13 protein-coding genes and 1 pseudogene are annotated in these 15,210 nt (G+C 63.9%); 10 read left to right on the forward strand and 4 right to left on the reverse strand.

Annotated elements, in window-relative coordinates:
• Positions 1 to 17 precede the first annotated feature (17 nt).
• The 3 genes and pseudogenes from WKW79_RS29855 (at position 18) to WKW79_RS29865 (ending at position 4,504) form a co-directional block, all read left to right on the forward strand.
• Positions 18 to 1,451, forward strand: coding sequence for an arylsulfatase (locus WKW79_RS29855; RefSeq protein ID WP_340338865.1), 1,434 nt, complete (start codon positions 18 to 20; stop codon positions 1,449 to 1,451).
• A gap of 19 nt (positions 1,452 to 1,470) precedes the next feature.
• A pseudogene (locus WKW79_RS29860) lies at positions 1,471 to 3,122 on the forward strand (DUF1302 domain-containing protein).
• Positions 3,123 to 3,139: 17 nt separating this feature from the next.
• On the forward strand, positions 3,140 to 4,504 hold the full coding sequence (locus WKW79_RS29865) for a DUF1329 domain-containing protein (RefSeq protein WP_340338866.1): 1,365 nt from the start codon (positions 3,140 to 3,142) through the stop codon (positions 4,502 to 4,504).
• 151 nt (positions 4,505 to 4,655) lie between these two features.
• Here WKW79_RS29865 and WKW79_RS29870 read toward each other — a convergent pair whose 3' ends face one another.
• From WKW79_RS29870 to WKW79_RS29880, 3 genes are all read right to left on the reverse strand, one after another.
• Positions 4,656 to 4,925: a hypothetical protein gene (locus WKW79_RS29870; RefSeq protein WP_340338904.1), complete on the reverse strand. Its 270-nt coding sequence runs from the start codon at positions 4,923 to 4,925 to the stop codon at positions 4,656 to 4,658.
• Positions 4,926 to 4,965: 40 nt separating this feature from the next.
• Positions 4,966 to 5,919: a SphA family protein gene (locus tag WKW79_RS29875; RefSeq protein ID WP_340338867.1), complete on the reverse strand. Its 954-nt coding sequence runs from the start codon at positions 5,917 to 5,919 to the stop codon at positions 4,966 to 4,968.
• A gap of 131 nt (positions 5,920 to 6,050) precedes the next feature.
• The gene (locus WKW79_RS29880; protein WP_340338868.1) at positions 6,051 to 7,271 is read right to left on the reverse strand and encodes an alpha/beta hydrolase family protein; all 1,221 of its coding nucleotides are present in this window, start codon (positions 7,269 to 7,271) and stop codon (positions 6,051 to 6,053) included.
• Positions 7,272 to 7,443: 172 nt separating this feature from the next.
• Here WKW79_RS29880 and WKW79_RS29885 point away from each other — a divergent pair, with 172 nt between their 5' ends.
• The 7 genes from WKW79_RS29885 (at position 7,444) to WKW79_RS29915 (ending at position 14,333) form a co-directional block, all read left to right on the forward strand.
• On the forward strand, positions 7,444 to 9,096 hold the full coding sequence (locus tag WKW79_RS29885; protein ID WP_340338869.1) for a wax ester/triacylglycerol synthase family O-acyltransferase: 1,653 nt from the start codon (positions 7,444 to 7,446) through the stop codon (positions 9,094 to 9,096).
• Positions 9,097 to 9,106: 10 nt separating this feature from the next.
• Positions 9,107 to 9,352: a hypothetical protein gene (locus WKW79_RS29890; protein WP_340338870.1), complete on the forward strand. Its 246-nt coding sequence runs from the start codon at positions 9,107 to 9,109 to the stop codon at positions 9,350 to 9,352.
• A gap of 359 nt (positions 9,353 to 9,711) precedes the next feature.
• Positions 9,712 to 11,028 carry a DUF1254 domain-containing protein gene (locus tag WKW79_RS29895; RefSeq protein ID WP_340338871.1) on the forward strand — a complete coding sequence of 439 codons (1,317 nt, stop codon included), beginning with the start codon at positions 9,712 to 9,714 and terminating at the stop codon, positions 11,026 to 11,028.
• Between the two features lie 98 nt (positions 11,029 to 11,126).
• A complete protein-coding gene (locus tag WKW79_RS29900) occupies positions 11,127 to 12,470 on the forward strand; it encodes a DUF1214 domain-containing protein (protein ID WP_340338872.1) in 1,344 nt (447 codons plus the stop codon).
• A 128-nt stretch (positions 12,471 to 12,598) separates the two neighbouring features.
• Entirely contained in the window at positions 12,599 to 12,865 is a 267-nt protein-coding gene (locus WKW79_RS29905; RefSeq protein WP_340338873.1) for a hypothetical protein, read from the forward strand.
• Entirely contained in the window at positions 12,862 to 13,380 is a 519-nt protein-coding gene (locus WKW79_RS29910) for a hypothetical protein (protein WP_340338874.1), read from the forward strand. The genes WKW79_RS29905 and WKW79_RS29910 overlap by 4 nt, the downstream gene beginning before the upstream one ends.
• 140 nt (positions 13,381 to 13,520) lie before the next feature.
• The gene (locus tag WKW79_RS29915) at positions 13,521 to 14,333 is read left to right on the forward strand and encodes a transporter (protein WP_340338875.1); all 813 of its coding nucleotides are present in this window, start codon (positions 13,521 to 13,523) and stop codon (positions 14,331 to 14,333) included.
• A 264-nt stretch (positions 14,334 to 14,597) separates the two neighbouring features.
• Here the strand turns inward: WKW79_RS29915 and WKW79_RS29920 are convergent, their stop codons facing one another.
• Positions 14,598 to 14,852 carry a hypothetical protein gene (locus tag WKW79_RS29920; protein WP_340338876.1) on the reverse strand — a complete coding sequence of 85 codons (255 nt, stop codon included), beginning with the start codon at positions 14,850 to 14,852 and terminating at the stop codon, positions 14,598 to 14,600.
• Positions 14,853 to 15,210 lie beyond the last annotated feature (358 nt).

The raw sequence follows: 15,210 nt of genomic DNA on the forward strand, positions 1-15,210 counted from the left end.
GCCGAGGAGCCCTCGCCATGAAGCGCACGCACCCCTCACACTGGCTCGGGCTCGCCGGCCTGCTGGTGGCCAGCCTGCTGGCTGCCACGCCGGCAGCAGCGCAGAGCGCAAAGCAGCCCAACATTCTGTTCATCCTGGTGGACAACCTTGGTTATGGAGAACTGGGCGTTTACGGCGGCGGAGCCACGCGCGGCTCCCCCACACCGCGCATCGACAGGCTTGCGAACGAGGGATTGCGGCTCACCAACATGAACATGGAGCCGCAGTGCACGCCCAGTCGCTCTTCCATGCTGACGGGGCGCTATGCGGTCCGTTCGGGTACCCATTCGGTGGCCTATGCGGGCATGGCCGAAGGGCTCACGCAATGGGAAGTGACTTTGGCCGAATCGCTGGCGGATGCCGGGTATTCCACCGCGCTCTATGGCAAGTGGCATCTGGGCAGCGAGAACGGCCGCCTGCCCAACGATCAGGGCTTCGATGTGTGGTACGGCATTCCGCGTACCACCAACGAGTCGCTGTGGCCCGGCACGCCGGGCTACAGCGCCCAACTTATGCCGCCGGAGCAAATCATGGAAGGCCGCAAAGGCGAGAAGAGCCGGGACGTCCGGGTCTACGACCTGGAGGAGCGGCGCTCGCTGGATTCGGAGATCACGCGGCGCTCGATCGACTTCATGGAGCGCCAGACGAATGCGGGCAAGCCATTCTTTGCCTTCGCCAGTTTGACGCAGCCGCACTACCCGGTGCTGGCCAACCGCAAGTTCGCTGGCAAGACCGGCAACGGCGAATGGGCCGACATGCTGGCCGAGATGGACCACAACGTCGGGCAGATGCTGGACGCGGTGGAGCGCTTGCGAATACGCGACAACACCATCGTCATCTTCGCCAGCGACAACGGCGCCGATGCACAGGAGGGCTGGTCCGGGCCGTGGCGAGGCGGCTATTTCACGGCCTGGGAAGGCGGCATACGCGTGCCATTCATGATCCGTTGGCCGGGGAAAATCCCTGCCGCGCGGACCACCAACGAGATCGTGCACGGCGTGGATCTGTTCCCGACGCTGGCACAGTTGGCAGGCAGCAAGGTGCCCAACGATCGCCCGATCGACGGCGTGGACCAGTCGGGCCTGTTCACGGGCAAGACCGACAAGTCCGGCCGCGACGGTATTCTCATCTGGGTCGGCGACCGGTTACATGCAGTCAAGTGGCGCAACTACAAGGTTCATTTCTATCAGCAAGAGACCATGTTCTCGCCGCCAATGAAACTGGGCGTGCCCATGCTGTTCGACTTGCACGCCAATCCTCTCGAGGACCCGCAGAGGACCGTCACTGCGGGTTGGGTGCTGGGGCCCATGCTGAAGATGATCGGCGCTTTCGAAGCCAGTGTGAAAAAGGCGCCTTTGATTCCGATGGGCACGCCCGATCCCTACCGGCCCCCTGCGGCCGACCCCCGATAACAACCACCCGAGGAAACTGATGACTCCAAGAGAATGCCGGCCCGGCAGGCGCAGCCTTGCCGCTTTCGCGGCCGCTGCCTTGTGCGCCGGGCTGTGCACGACCGCCAGCGCGTTCGAGCTCAACACAGGCAACGACGATGTGAAGCTCAACTGGGACAACACGCTGCGCTACAACTTCGGCCGGCGCACCGAGGCGCAGGATCCGGCCATCCTGGCCAACCGCAACAAGGACGACGGCGACCGCAACTTCGCCAAGGGCAGCACGGTCACCAACCGCATCGACCTGCTCTCCGAGCTCGACGTCGTTTACAAGGACAACTTCGGCGCGCGGGTGAGCGCCGCCGGGTGGTACGACCATGCCTATGCCGGGCGGCTCGACAACACCAGCGTCGGCACCTCCAACCACATCGTCAACGGCGAGCAGGCGCTGGGCCTGTCGGACTACACCAAGCGCTATAGCGGCCTTCGGGCGAATGGCTCGATGCCTTCGTGTTCGGCGCCTTCGACATTGGCGGCAAGGCACTCACGCTGCGCGCCGGCCAGCACTCGATCTATTGGGGCGAGAGCCTGCTCGACCCGGTCAACAGCATCGCCTACGGCCAGGCGCCGCTCGACCTGAACAAGGCCTACTCGACGCCCGGCATCGAGGCCAAGGAGTTGTTCCGACCGATTCCCCAGATCTCGGGCACGTTTCAGGCCACGCCTGAACTCTCCTTCGCCGGCCAGTACATCTTCAAATGGCAGGAGAACCGCTTCCCCGAGTCGGGCAGCTACACGATGGACATCGACCCGCTGGTGCGCGGCGGCGAATCCATCGTCTTCGCGCCCGGCGTGTTCTTCACCCAAGGCCCGCGCATCATTCCGAAGAACGGCGATGAATGGGGCCTGTCGGCGCGCTGGAGCCCGCAATGGCTCGACGGCACGGCCGGCGCCTATGCGCGGCGCTTCTCCGACAAGATGCCGCAGCTCATCGTCGACGCAGGTTCGGGCCAGTACTACACCAGCTATGCGGCCGGTGTGGACCTGTACGGCCTGAGCCTCTCGAAACAGGTCGCGGGCGTGAGCTTCGGCATGGACCTGAACTACCGCAAGAACATGCCGCTCAACAACGAGGGCGCACTCGTGACGTCGGCCGACGAGCTTCCCTCGCGCGGCAACATCCTCACACCGCGCGGCAAGACGCTGCACGGCGTGTTCAACGCCTTGGGCTCGATCGGCAGGACACCGCTCTTCGACGCCGCCAGCTGGGTCGCAGAACTCAGCTGGAACCGCCTGCTGTCGGTGCAGAGCGATCCGCAGGACATCTTCACGGGGCGCGCGGCCTACACCGCCATCGACCGCGTCACCAAGGACTACGTGGGCCTCGGCCTGAAGTTCACGCCCAAGTGGTTCCAGGTGTTCCCGGGCGCGGACCTGTCGACACCGATTGCGTATTCGACGGGCCTTGCCGGCAACTCGGCCGTGCTGGGTGGCGGCAACAAGAACAGCGGCAGCTTCTCGGTGGGCTTGGCGCTCGACATGTACCAGAAGTACCGCTTCGACCTCCAGTACGTCGACTACTTCGGCGACCGCACGCTGGATCCGCTGACCGGCGCTGTCGCCGTGGCCAGCGGCAATGGCGCCATTCGCGACCGCGGCGCCGTGTACATGACTTTCAAGACCACCTTCTGAAGAAAGAGATGCAACCCATGCAAGAGATGAACAGACTGAGCCACGCATTGATGGTCGCCGGTTTGCTGGCGATGCAAGCGGGCACGCTGCACGCGGCCGTGACGGCCGAAGAAGCCAAGCAGCTCGGCTCGACCTTGACCCTCGTCGGCGCCGAGAAGGCCGGCAACAAGGAGGGCACGATTCCCGCCTACACCGGCGGCCTGGCCAAGGCGCCGGCCGACTACGACGCGGCGCGCGGCGTGCGCCCGGACCCCTTCGCGAGCGAGAAGCCGGTCGCCTCCATCGATGCGAAGAACATGGGCGCGCATGCGGACAAGCTGACCGAAGGCACCAAGGCCCTCATGAAGGCTCATGCGGGCTTTCGCGTCGACGTGTTCCCGACGCACCGCACGGCCGCGTATCCGAAGTTCGTGCTCGACAACACGGTGAAGAACGCGACGCAGGCCAGGCTCTCGGCCGACGGGCTCAGCATCGAAGGCGCAGGCGCCGGGGTTCCCTTCCCGATGCCGAAGAACGGCAACGAGGCGATGTTCAACTACCTCGCCAATTTCCAGGGCATGTCCTTCGTGATGCCGAAGTACACCGGCTGGAACGTCGACAGCGCCGGCAAGGCGGTGATGACGGTGCAGGGCGTGTGGACGCAGGACTCTCCCTTCTTCGATGCGGCGCGCAGCGCAGACAACCTGCTGGTACGCAACCGCGCCGTCTACACCGGCCCGGCGCGGCGCAACGGCGAGGCCCTGATCGCGATCGAGCCCAAGGACTACACCAAAGGCGACAGCCGCGCGTGGCAATACCTGCCGGGCCAGCGCCGCGTGCGCCTCGCACCCGACATCGGCCACGACACGCCCAACTCCAGCACCGCGGGCATGTCCACCTATGACGACGTGCTCCTCTTCAACGGCAAGCTGGACCGCTTCGACTTCAAGCTCGTCGGCAAGAAGGAGGTGTACGTCCCCTACAACACCTACCGCTTCACCTACAACGACAAGCCCGAGGACGCGCTGCAACCGCGCTTCATCAACCCCGACATGGTGCGCTGGGAACTGCACCGCGTGTGGGTGGTGGATGCCACGCTCAAGCCCGGCGAGCGCCACATCTATTCGCGCCGCACCTTCTACCTCGACGAGGACAGCTGGACCATCGTCGCGAGCGACCAGTACGACGGGCGCGGCCAGCTTTGGCGACCGGGCTTCAGCTACGTCACGCAGAGCTACGACGTGCCGGCGCCGAGCAACGTCGCCTCAGGCCACTACGACCTCGTGGCGGGAACCTACTACGTCAACTCGTGGCCGGGTTCGGGCGGCATGAAGGTGTTCGATGCGCTGCAACCGGAAGGGTCGTGGAGCCCGGACAACCTTGCGGGGAAGGGCGTGCGTTGAGGCTTGCGGCGGCAGTCGCGGCAGCCGTCGGGGAGCACTGATCCGAGGGCTCCCCGACTACTTGGGTTGCGCGGGGGCGTAGGGCTCCGTCGTCCCTGGCGCGATCGGCGGATACTTGCGCAGACTTGCTTGAAATCGGCCATGATCTTCATCATGGGGCCACCGACCCATGATTGGCCGTCGCGGTTGCCGGGTACTCCCCCTTGGGCTCGTTGATCAAGTCGAAGATCTGCGGCGGGTGAGTTCGGCGTCGATAAGGCGCCGCTGCTCCACGCAAGACACCGCCGCCGTAAACGCCCAACTCGCCGTAGCCAAGGTTGTCCATCAGGACGAAGACAATGTTCGGCTTGGGTGGCACCTGCGCATGCGCAAGCGCCGATCTGCTCACGATCGCGACTGCAAAGGAGAGACGTTTGGCCATTTGGGCTCCGGGGACGAGTTCACGACTTGGGGCAGGTGCGTCATCTGGACGGCACGGTCAGAGGCACCAGCAGGCTGATCCAGAAGTTCCAGCCCGCCGGTCGGTTCTTCGCCGAGAACTCGTCGTAGGCCTTGACGTTGACATACCAGGTTGCACGACCCACCGGAAAGAAGTGGCCGACCTGCAGGCCCAAGCCAGTGACGCTGGACTTGTAGCTTCCGAACACCGCGCCGCTTCCGCTGTCGCCGCTGAGTTGCCTGTAGTAGTAGCCGACGAAGCCCGCGTGGGTCTGTGGCGTGAAAAAGCGGGAGGCGGACCAGTCCAGATGGCCGTCGACGCCATTGCGGTATTGCGTGTCGCTGTTCTTGAAGTTGTAGGTGGACCCCAGGACCGCGGAGAACTCATTCTTCTTGTCGAAGTACGTGTAGCCCGCACCGGCGTCCACCGACCAGTGGTTGAGGCTCAGGTTGGCCAGCCGATCCGTGCGATAGGCGCCGACTGGCGCGCCGAACATGCCGTACACCAAATAATTGTTCACGCCCTCGTTCCACTTGAGCGTGCCTTGGCCGTAAAGGTCGCTTCCGCCCGAAACCGAGTCGCTTCGCTTGCCGAAAATGGGCGGCCGCCCGGGCGCGTTGAAGGTTGCGCTTGCGGAGACATCCATCACGCCCGGACCTGCTCCGAGCCCGAAGGCTGCCTGTCCGCCGAGCACAGGAGACTCAAAGGTATAGGTCGGAAAAGCCAGCACGCTGTCGGCGCGTGCCTTGACGCCGGCGACCAGTCGGCCGCCGCGCAGGGCCAAGCGGCTGGCGTCCTGCTCGACAGAATTGTGAAGGTACAGAAGGGGTAGAGACCATCCCGCATCGGAAGGCACGGCAGCCAATGCGCCGAACTGGCCCGGGATCCAGAATCCGGCGCCGCCTTCGTCGGCATGCGCTGACGTCGCTGACAGCACCGCAAGCAACGCGCAGCCCCACCGCGTACAGGCTTCCATTCGGACGCTCCTTGTTTGAAATCGCGCCAATGAGAGCGACCTGAGCCCGGCTGTCTATCTGGATCGACAGCTCTCTTGCGGGCTGGCTTTAGGCCGCCAGGTTCCGGTGGGTCGCCCTCGACGCGCCTCGTTCATGCCCCGCTCCAGCGCCCGATGTGCTCACGCATGAGTCGCAGGTATTCGCGGCGGCCGAAGTGCAGCAGGTGGTTGCCCGCAAACCAGTGCATCGTGCTGCCCGGCCAATGGCGATGCAGCAGCTCGACATGGTGCGGCTCGGTCACGCGGTCGCCAGCACCGCCGATGATCAGCACGCGCTCTCCCGCCATCGGTGATGCATAGGTGAGCGGGTTGTGCACGGCGACCAATCCACGCATCTCGGTCGCGTCGACGCCGTTGCTTGCCATCCTGCTCGACAGCAGCATGCCCGTGGGCTGCCAGTCCAGGAAGGCATCGATCGGACTCACCGCCGGCACGATCGGAATGCAGTAGTCGAGCCGCGCGTCGACGCTCGCCAGCAGTGCTGCCGTGTAACCGCCGAGCGAGATGCCGGTGACGCCGATCTTCTCGACCCCGCGCGCCTGAAGGTGGTCGATGAACACGCGCAGGTCATGGATGGCGAGCAGCGACGCCTCGTTGAACTGCAGCAGGCCGTTGCCGAAGACGCCGTAGCCGTTGAAAGGCGTGCACGGCTCGGCCCGCGGCCCGTGGTGCGGATACGTGAACAGAAGGATGTCATGGCCAGCGTGGTAGAGCGCCTGCAGCGACAGTGCGTGCGCGTTGAGCCACGGCATGTCGGCGCCGAAGCCATGCACCACGATGAGCGTCGGTCGCGGCCTGTCGCCGTGGCACCAGTGCTCGGCATTCGCGGTGCCGACGCGCTGCATGCGCGCGAAGGCCGGCACAGCGGCCGGGTTCAGCGGCACGAAGGGGCTGGCGAAGCGCAGCTTGCGGCGCTGGATCGGCGCGTCCTTCAAACCGGTCGAGGGCATCGGGTGCTCCTCGATGCGGATGTCCTTCGGCGGCGGGGTGAAGACGCGCGAGGCATCGCCGGCGCGCGCCAGCGGCTCGTAGAAGCGCAGGGCCTCGAACTCGCGGGCTGTCTTGCCGGCCTCGCCCAACGATGATGCGGCCATCGCCGCGGCGACGGCAGTGGACAGCGGAACTCGTGCCATCCATTCGAGGGCAGACAGGCCCTGCACCTGCAACCATTGGTTTTTGCCAAGGCCGGTGTGCACGGTGCGGCGGTTGAAGTCTTGCGGCAGTTGCTCCCACCAGGCGGGATCGGATGCGAGATTTCTTGTTCGTTGGGGCTTTATAGGTGTGCGCACGGTGTCGTCGGTTCTCTCAGGCATCCGCCAACCATAGACGCAAGGGCACGTGCCGTGCCCATCCTTTTGGGGTGGGACGGCCTGCAATTTCCGCAGGCGAGGCATGCGCGATCGGCCTGCCCATCCCAAACGGGCGGGCCTGCGGGAGCTGTCCGTTCCTAAGATCGGAATCAGTCAACCCCCCAACCACCAAGCCATGACCCACCGACTCACAGGACAGGACGCCATGTTCCTGCACGCAGATCTGCCACATGCCGCTTCCCACGGCACGATGATCTACATCTACGACCAGTCCACTCTCGGCGGCAAGACGCTCGGCTTTCGGGAGATCGTGCGCCACATGGAGGATCGGCTCGATGCATCGCCGGTGCTGCGACGCAGGATTGTGCAGGTGCCCTTCGGGCTGGGCTATCCGTTCTGGGTCGAGGACGAACTGTTCGACATCGACTTTCACGTGCGCCATTTCGCCTTGCCCAAGCCCGGCGACTGGCGGCAGTTCTGCATCATGGTGTCTCGCATCCACGCCCGCGCGATCGACCTTGCCAGGGCACCGTGGGAGATGTATGTCATCGAGGGCCTGGACAACATCGAGGGCATTCCGAAGGGCAGCTTCGCGGTCCTCAGCAAGATCCACCATGCGGCCATGGACGGCACCGCGGCCACTGAACTGACCTGGGCCCTGCATGACGTGCAGGGCAGGGCGGGCCGCACCGAGCCGGTCGTCGATGTAAAGCACTCCACGCCCCCGCAGACCTTGAGCCTGCGGTCGCTCAACATGCTCACCTCGGCCTTCAGCGAGAACCTGATGGCGACCGCCCGCATGGCGCTGCCGCTGGCACAGGCCCTGCCGGGACTGACCACCGCGGGCCTGCGCATGCTGAAGCGCACGCGCAGTGGCGCCGACCTGGGCGCGCCGCGCACCCGCTTCAACGGCGACGTGGTGGCCCAGCGCGTTTGGGACTCGGTGACGCTCGACCTGGCGGAGATCAAGAAGATCAAGAGCGTGGTGCCGGGCGCCACCGTCAACGATGCGCTGATCGCGCTGATCGGTGGTGCGATGCGCCGCTACCTTGAGTCGAAGGACGAGCTGCCTGCGAAGTCGATGGTCACGCTGGCACCGGTGAACACGCGAGCGGAAGGCACCAAGGAAAGCGCAGCCGGCAACACGATCTCGATCCTGCGCTTTGCGATGGGCAGCGACATCGAGGACCCGATCGCACGCCTTGCGGCCGTGCACACTGCCACCACGGAGTCCAAGGAAATCCAGAACGCGATTGGCGCGAAGCACCTCACCGACTTGCAGAAGTTCGCACCGCCTGCGACCCTGGGACTGGCAGGCAAGCTGGCGGCACTGACGGGCCAGGGCGGCAAGGGGCCGATGCCGCTGCACAACTGCCTGGTGACCAACATCCCGGGGCCTGCGACGCCGCTGTACATGCTGGGAGCGAAGCTGGTGCACTGGGGTGGCGTGGGGCCGGTGACCGATGGGATGTCGCTGATCTGGAACCCGTCGAGCTACTGCGGGAAGGTGTTCATTTCGCTGACGAGTTCGCCGAATGTGGTGCCGGATCCGGAGTTTCTCGCACAGTGTGTGAGGGAGTCGTTCGAGGACATGAAGGGGGCTGCGGCCGCAGTGGTTGCGTCGGCGGCGGAGCAGGCAAAGCTGGCCGCGGCAAAGGAGATGCCTGCGAAAGCGATAGCGGCGAAGAAGGCAGCGGCGAAAAAGGCTCCTGCCAAGCAGATCGCGACGAAGAGCGCCACTGCGAGCACGGCGCCGGTGGCGACCACAGTCGCTGCGAAGAAGAAGGCAATGGCCAGGAAGGGCGTCAGGCCCACGGCCGCTGAGTGAACAACTGGCCATGCGGCGCAATGTGCTGATGCTCTGTCCGGCGGTCAAGTCTGCAGCAATCGACCTGCTCCTCGCGCTGGCCGCCGTTTTAGCGGCTGCCGGTATCGGCATCGCCGGCGGGTCGCGGGCGGTCGGGCCGGCGCCCGCGAGGTTGACCTCCGAGGTAAGGAGTGACGCCCAGCGCGAGTTCGATCGCCGGGCGGACATGGCATTGCAGATTGCAGCCAGCTTCGCCTGCCCGGAATGCCGCGAATAAGGACAGAAGCCGTGTTTAGCCGGATCGACGCTCGCGCAAGGTCCAAGCGGCCATGCGCTGCTGCCTTGCGTGCCCACGCTCGAGACTGGGCCCGCAGCGCTGGACATCAATGCTGCAGAATTGCCTGCAAAGCAGTGCTTGAGCCGGCGTTCGCGCCGGTCGGTGGGTCCCGCAGACTTCAACGTTCACGGAAGGTATGACGCATGAAATCCAGGATAAGGTTTTTGATTTGCCACCTGCCCCTGATGGCTGCCCTGGCAATCGGGTGCGCAGCGCATGCGCAGGTTTCCACGGGAACTCCCGCGCCCGCACCAAGCATCGCAGGTACGCCAGCAGGTACCGTGATGAGCAGGGAGTACGTGGCAACCGTTGGACGCATGGCCTACATCTGGGGATGGCCGCTGGTCAACAACCTGAATCGTTCCATCGCCATGAAGGATGTGCCCGAGCCCGGGCGCCTTGGCGGAATCGTTCCGGTATCGCCGCCGGGCTATGTTTCCATGCTCACGGACTACATCGATGCGGGGGAGCGGTTCGTCACGTGTCCCAACCAGGACACGGTGTACGGCGCGGGCTTCCATCGCTTGAACAGCAAGCCGGTCATCGTGCAGGTGCCGGACTTCGGAAAGCGCTTTTGGGTCTACCAACTCGCAGACGCGCGAACCAATGCCTTCGGCAAGCTCGGCAGGCAGTACGGCACCAAGCCGGGCTTGTATCTCGTGGTGGGCCCCGCCTGGAAGGGCCAGGCACCCAAGGGCGTCCAGGCGGTCCTTCGCTCTACGACCGACCTGGCAGCGATATTGCCGCGCATCTTCCAGGACGACACGCGGGAGGACAAGCAAGCGATTCAGTCGGTCCTGAGCCAGGTGATGGTCTACCCTCTGTCGGAGTACACCGGCAAGATGAAGACGAAGGACTGGAGCAAGACGCCATCCTTTCCCGCCCCGCCTGGACAGGGCGCGGGTGAGACCAAGTGGGTCGTGCCGGAGAAATTCTGGGACGAGCTGCCCATCGTCATGCGAGAGATTCCGCCATTGCCGGGCGAGGAAGCGCTGTACGCCACCATCCAATCGGTGATCGACGCGGCGGGGAAGAATCCCGACTTGAAGACGGTGCTCGTGCAAAGTGCGGTGTCCGCCGAAGAGGAACTCATCAAGCCCCTGTTCGAATTCCGCAACAACGGACGACCCATCGGCAACGGGTGGAACTCCCCGCCCAACGGGGCGCGGTGGGGCTACGACTACCTGTCGCGCACCGCAACGGCGCGCTCGAACATGTACGACAACGCGCCCGAGGAAACCCGCTATATCTACACGGACCTCGACAAGACCGGCCAGCGCCTGCACGGCAGCAAGCGCTACGCGGTGACCTTTGCCGCCGGGCAGACGCCGCCCGTCAATGGCTTCTGGTCGCTCACCGTTTACAACAAGGAGCACCTGTTCGAACCCAATGCACTCAACCGCTTCTCGCTGGGCACCAAGAGCAAGGACTTGAAGAAGAACGCAGACGGCTCGCTCACGCTCTACTTCCAGAACCAGTCACCCGGCAAGGACAAGGAAAGCAATTGGGTTCCGACGCCAGCCGACGAGTTTTCGCTGTATATCCGCGCCTATTGGCCCAAGGCGGACATCCTTGAAGGGCGCTGGATTCCGCCGGCGGCCGAACAGGTGAACTAGTGACGATCCAGACCGCTGCGTTGAGATGCTGGATAACGCAACACGAGCGCAACGCCCCCGGGCGGGAGTTGCAAGTACCCACCTTCCGAAGGAACTCCATGAGAACCAATTCCACCGTATCCACGGGCATTCTGCGTGCCCTCACTTTCACAGCCATCTTGTCGGGCGCCAGTTGTCTTGCGCAGCAGGCGCCCGCTGCGGCCGCGCCCAGCGAGCAGGAAATCAGCGACAGCTACATCTATCTGCTCGGCAGGCTGCTGGTCTTGCGCCAGGAGCAACTCGATTTCAAGGAAGGATTCAAGTGGAATCAGCTTGTCCACCGCAAGCCCGGTGAGGTCGCCTGGCCCAATCCCAACCTGGACGTCGCCTATTCGGAGGCGTGGGTCGCGGTGGACGAAAAAAGCTGCGCGCTGGTGACGGTGCCCAAAGTCACCGGCCGGTACTACACCGTGCAGTTTCTCAATGGCTGGGGCGAGACCGTGGCCAACATCAACGAACGCGTTTTCCCCACGCATCCTGATGGCCAGTTCGCCGTTTGCCTGAAGGGCGCGCAGGTGAAGCTGCCGGCGAAAGCCCAGCGCATCGATGTGCCTGTGAAATACATGCGCGTGCTCTCCCGCGTGGAGCTTGGCGCCGACTGGAGCCAGGCCGTGGCGTTGCAGAAGAAATTCGCCATCCGCTCGACAGGCAAACCCGCCTTGCCCGCCATTCCCAAAACCGTGATGTTCGAGATGAGCAAGCTGCCCGGCGTCGAGGCCTTCGACTCCGCCGACGCGGCACTGGACAGCGAGCAGGACATCAACCCAGGCATGGAATCGCTGCAAGCCAGCACACGTGCAATTGCGAAGGCGGTGAAGGACCCAGCTCAGCGCCAGCGCATCGACCAGGTGGTGCGCAGCAAGGCTTTTGGCGACCTGAAGAAGGCGATGCCCACGGTAGGCGGCAGCAAGGTCGAGAACGCTTGGGTCTTGCCGTCTACATCGGGTGTGTACGGCAACAACTGGCTTGTGCGCACGCTCATCAACCTTGGCGGCATCTGGGCCAACGTGCCGGAGGAGGTCATCTACTACAAGGCCTTTACCGACGTGGACGGTGTGCCCCTTTCGGGTGACCATTCGTATTCACTGCGCTTCACCAAGGAGCAGTTGCCGCTCCAGTATGCGAGCTATTTCTGGTCGGTCATCGCGGTCGACTCGGTCGAGCGGCGCGTGCTGCCCAATCCCCAGAAGCGCTATCTCCTGAACAAGGAATCGAAGCTGCAGTACGGGCCTGATGGCTCGCTGACCCTGTATTTCAGCGACGCGAAACCTGCTGATGTCCCGCAAGGAAACTGGTTGCCAACGCCCAAGGGCCAAGCTTACAGCCTGACCTTCCGCTTCTATCGTCCTAAGGGAGCCGTGGCAGAGCGTAGCTATTTCCCGCCGAAGTTGGATAAACAATGACCGTCGCCGCGACGCCCGCGCCACATGGAGCCGGCTTTCCTACCGGCTCGGCATGATTGAACCACTCATGGCCGCGGGCGGCGGCTTTAGATTCGACGAGAGTTGGAAGCTCAGCCCCTGGAACCCATTTGAAAAACCTCAACGCGGTCCTCGTCTGCGCGGGCATGGCAGCCTTTGCAAGTAGCTTGGCTGTCGGATTTGCCTGGCTGTTCTACCTGTCGTACAACGCGTCACCGGCCGTGTGTTCGGTGGGCGCCGACGAACCACCATCTGTTGCGGAGTTCGCGGCGCTCAGCGTCCTTCTCCTTGCGGCGCTTGGGCTCTCGACGATCGGGCTTCGAGTTTTCGGGCGATCTTCAGCGCGTGATGCCCTCCTTGGAGGAGTTACTCAATGACGAGCAATCCGTCGCAGCTGCAACTGGCCGGCAAACTCATTCGCTCGGGTTTCTGGCTTGCCTTGCTGGGCTCCGTCATGAGCTTCGGCATGGTTCTGCACTACATCGCGGGCGCCCGATACGACAACGGCGCTGCGTTCCTGAAAAATGTTGGATTGTGGTTTGCCTGTCCCTGGACGCTCTCGACGGCTGTCGTGATCGGCGGTGCGGTGGGGCTGGTGGCCATCGGCGCAGCGTACGGCGTTGTTGCCAAGGCGGCACCGACGACAGCGCCGGCGAGTGCGTTTGAGCGGGGCGCGCCGACGCTGTGCGTCATCTCGTTGGTGGCCATGTTCCTGACTGGGTACGTTGGCTACTTCGTGGTCGACATCTTTTGGCCGAGCTTCTATTACACGCCAATCGATGCCGGAAAGAAACTCTGGCTCTTCATGCAATTGGCCTGCATGGTGCTCTATTTCGTAGGGGTGATTGGTGCTTTTCGCGGCATCCAGCGATTGACGTACACGCTGGCGTGAGGATGGCCATGTCTTGACGGCCGGCACATGCGCATTGACGCGGATGATTGCTCCTTTGCCACGCACCTTCCGCGACTCCCTGAGTGCCATTGACACGCCTCGGCATGGGCTTTCATGCCTTTCACTTGAACGACCTGCGAATGAACTTTCAATGCGGTTCCGTGGCCCCCGCGGTCTCCCTCGCCGTGGCCGCTCTTCTCTGCGCGCCGGCCTCCCGTGCGCAGGACGCCGAAGATCTGGCGAAGAAGCTGTCCAACCCGGTCGCCGCAATGATCAGCGTGCCCTTCCAGTACAACTACGACCATCGCTACGGCACGGATGACTCCGGCCACAAGAGCGTCCTGAACGTGCAGCCGGTGGTGCCGATTGAGCTCAATGCCGACTGGAACCTGATCAGCCGCACCATCGTGCCGATCGTGAGCCAGACCAACATCCAGTCGGGTACCAGCCAGTCCGGCCTGGGCGACATCACGCAGAGCTTCTTCTTCTCGCCCAAGAAGCCCGGTGCGGGGGGCCTGATCTGGGGTGTCGGCCCCGTGCTGTTGCTGCCCACGGGCACCGACTCCGCCCTGAGTGCACGCAAGTGGGGTGCGGGCCCGACGTTCGTGCTGCTGAAACAGGAAGGCCCATGGACCTACGGCATGCTGGCCAATCACATCTGGGCCGGCGGCGGCGACTCCAACCGGCCCAGCATCAGCAACACCTTTGTCCAGCCCTTCCTCTCGTACACCACGAAGGACGCATGGACCTATGGCATCAACACCGAGTCGACCTACGACTGGAAGAACAGGCAGTGGTCGGTGCCGATCAACTTCACGGTGGGCAAGCTCATCAAGGTGGGCACCCAGCCGATCAACCTGACCGGCGGCCTGCGCTACTGGGCCGAAGGCCCCGACTCGGGACCAAAGGGACTGGGCTTGCGCTTTGTCGTGACCTTCCTGTTCCCGAAGTAGCAGGTCACCCTCGGGTCCTACCGCAATCCTCGAGTCCGACACAAGACGGACGAGGTTGAAGTTAAACGACCCAGTCGGTTGAAGCATCGAAGAATCGGCGAAGGTCATGGCCCTCAAGAGGTCGGTCGTGTATCTGTGGGAATGCGAACCTTCGGCCACTACCTTTCGCCATCCCCCGCGTGAGGAGATGGCGCTGCTCGGGCTCGGTTTTACGGTGTCAGACAGCGGCGCGCGGCGGCAGCCGAAGCGGTTCCGTCGGCATATCTATGCGATGCGTGCAAGCAGTTCGACGATGGTGCGTCGCTTGCCAATACTTCGCGCAACGGCTTCCCGATCACATGAGACGCAGCGACCGGCCAGGCTGCGCAACAGCACTCCCGTCTCGACATGGCGCGAGCGTCGGCACAGGATGAAAGACACGTAGGTGCGCTCGCCCGCTGCCGCTGCAGCGTCGCGCAATGGTCTCTCGCTGCAGACGTTTGAACGCAATGCAGGAAGGTATTTGGGCGTCTCGGCCATGCGCGGCATTATTCCGAACTTTCATGCAACGCTTTTTCGCGTGCCGTGCGTCTCGATGACTGTGGAGCGCGGGAAAGGGCACCCGCTGGGCAGGCGATAGCGAGGTCTGGCGATATGTGAACGAACGATCTCGGACCACCTATGAAAGCAATGGCGCAGCGGGTGGTGTCCCGGAACCGCTGCGCTCGCGCGGATCAGGCAGTGCGAGCTCGTCGGAGATCGCGCCCGAACGCCTCGCCCTCGCCCGCTGCGCAGCAGTTGCGCTTCAGAAGGATCCGGGATCCAGGAGACAGGTCGCGCGAAGAAGCCTGTGCTTGCATCTCTTTGTTGACGCAAGCCCAAGCCAATTTCCCTCACG

It is taken from the genome of Variovorax robiniae, assembly GCF_037889955.1.
GTDB lineage: Bacteria > Pseudomonadota > Gammaproteobacteria > Burkholderiales > Burkholderiaceae_C > Variovorax > Variovorax robiniae.

Excerpts from the sequence above, each read along its gene's own strand:
- WKW79_RS29885 (WP_340338869.1), top strand. The coding sequence starts at position 7,444 with ATGACCCACCGACTCACAGGACAGGACGCCATGTTCCTGCACGCAGAT.
- WKW79_RS29890 (WP_340338870.1), top strand. The coding sequence starts at position 9,107 with ATGCGGCGCAATGTGCTGATGCTCTGTCCGGCGGTCAAGTCTGCAGCA.
- WKW79_RS29910 (WP_340338874.1), top strand. The coding sequence starts at position 12,862 with ATGACGAGCAATCCGTCGCAGCTGCAACTGGCCGGCAAACTCATTCGC.
- WKW79_RS29920 (WP_340338876.1), bottom strand. The coding sequence starts at position 14,852 with ATGGCCGAGACGCCCAAATACCTTCCTGCATTGCGTTCAAACGTCTGC.
- WKW79_RS29900 (WP_340338872.1), top strand. The coding sequence starts at position 11,127 with ATGAGAACCAATTCCACCGTATCCACGGGCATTCTGCGTGCCCTCACT.
- WKW79_RS29870 (WP_340338904.1), bottom strand. The coding sequence starts at position 4,925 with ATGGCCAAACGTCTCTCCTTTGCAGTCGCGATCGTGAGCAGATCGGCG.
- WKW79_RS29915 (WP_340338875.1), top strand. The coding sequence starts at position 13,521 with ATGAACTTTCAATGCGGTTCCGTGGCCCCCGCGGTCTCCCTCGCCGTG.
- WKW79_RS29865 (WP_340338866.1), top strand. The coding sequence starts at position 3,140 with ATGCAAGAGATGAACAGACTGAGCCACGCATTGATGGTCGCCGGTTTG.
- WKW79_RS29880 (WP_340338868.1), bottom strand. The coding sequence starts at position 7,271 with ATGCCTGAGAGAACCGACGACACCGTGCGCACACCTATAAAGCCCCAA.
- WKW79_RS29855 (WP_340338865.1), top strand. The coding sequence starts at position 18 with ATGAAGCGCACGCACCCCTCACACTGGCTCGGGCTCGCCGGCCTGCTG.
- WKW79_RS29875 (WP_340338867.1), bottom strand. The coding sequence starts at position 5,919 with ATGGAAGCCTGTACGCGGTGGGGCTGCGCGTTGCTTGCGGTGCTGTCA.